Raw genomic sequence first — 763 nt, forward strand, 5'->3', positions numbered from 1 at the left:
TTTTGAAAAAGATTGTATGTGGGTTGAGCTTAATGATGCCAGAACAATAGGTGTACCGCTTGCTTGGTTCCCTCGTTTAATGACAGCAAGCCCTGAACAATTACAAGATTATGAGCTTAGTCCAAGAGGAATCCACTGGGATGACTTAAATGAAGATATTTCTATTGAGGGGTTGCTAATCGGCTTGAATTTCAAACAGCCCGATCATACAATTTGAATAGGTCGGGGATCGGGTTGCTATCCCGTCCCCTCCCTAGCCGTTAGGCTAATTTAGTGATTAAGTACATCAGTACAGTAAGTGCAGCGAACACTTTTGTACTAAAGGCAATGACTAGTAATATCAGCATTGCAATCAGAAGTTTTTCTGATACTTTCACATCAATCACCTCCTACGTGCTATAAGACTAGGCGGCTAGGTGAAGTGCTATGGGTGTAGCACTTCTGACGCCCGATAGCACAAGGGAATTTTAACAGGAAATTAAAAAAAACGGTCGATTAATTTAAAGCGACCGTTTTTTTAATCATTAAGCTTTGGTTAAAAAATTAATCATTTTTAACTAGCTCACAATTAATTACCTTAAATCCTCTTTTATTCAATTCATCAATAAAATCTTGTTTTTTCCCTAACTTCGATCTATTGCTTGCGTTAGTTTCTAAAAATACACAGTAATTACGTAAATCTTCTAACGTTACAGCGTCTAAATCAGAATAAAAATTTTCTAAGATAGCAAGGCAGTCTTTGGCATAGTTTCCGTATTCTGCA

General features: G+C 37.1%; 1 protein-coding gene and 1 pseudogene. One reads left to right on the forward strand and one right to left on the reverse strand.

Going from position 1 to position 763, the window contains the following annotated elements:
- A partial coding sequence (locus ACFFHK_RS09760) for a DUF2442 domain-containing protein (RefSeq protein WP_382371931.1) occupies positions 1-217 on the forward strand: 217 nt, incomplete at its 5' end.
- 326 nt (positions 218-543) lie between these two features.
- On the opposite strand, the pseudogene ACFFHK_RS09765 reads toward ACFFHK_RS09760, so the two are convergent.
- A pseudogene (locus tag ACFFHK_RS09765) lies at positions 544-763 on the reverse strand (replication initiation protein); the annotation flags it as partial.

This window comes from Gallibacterium trehalosifermentans, assembly GCF_042433055.1.
Classification (GTDB): domain Bacteria; phylum Pseudomonadota; class Gammaproteobacteria; order Enterobacterales; family Pasteurellaceae; genus Gallibacterium; species Gallibacterium trehalosifermentans.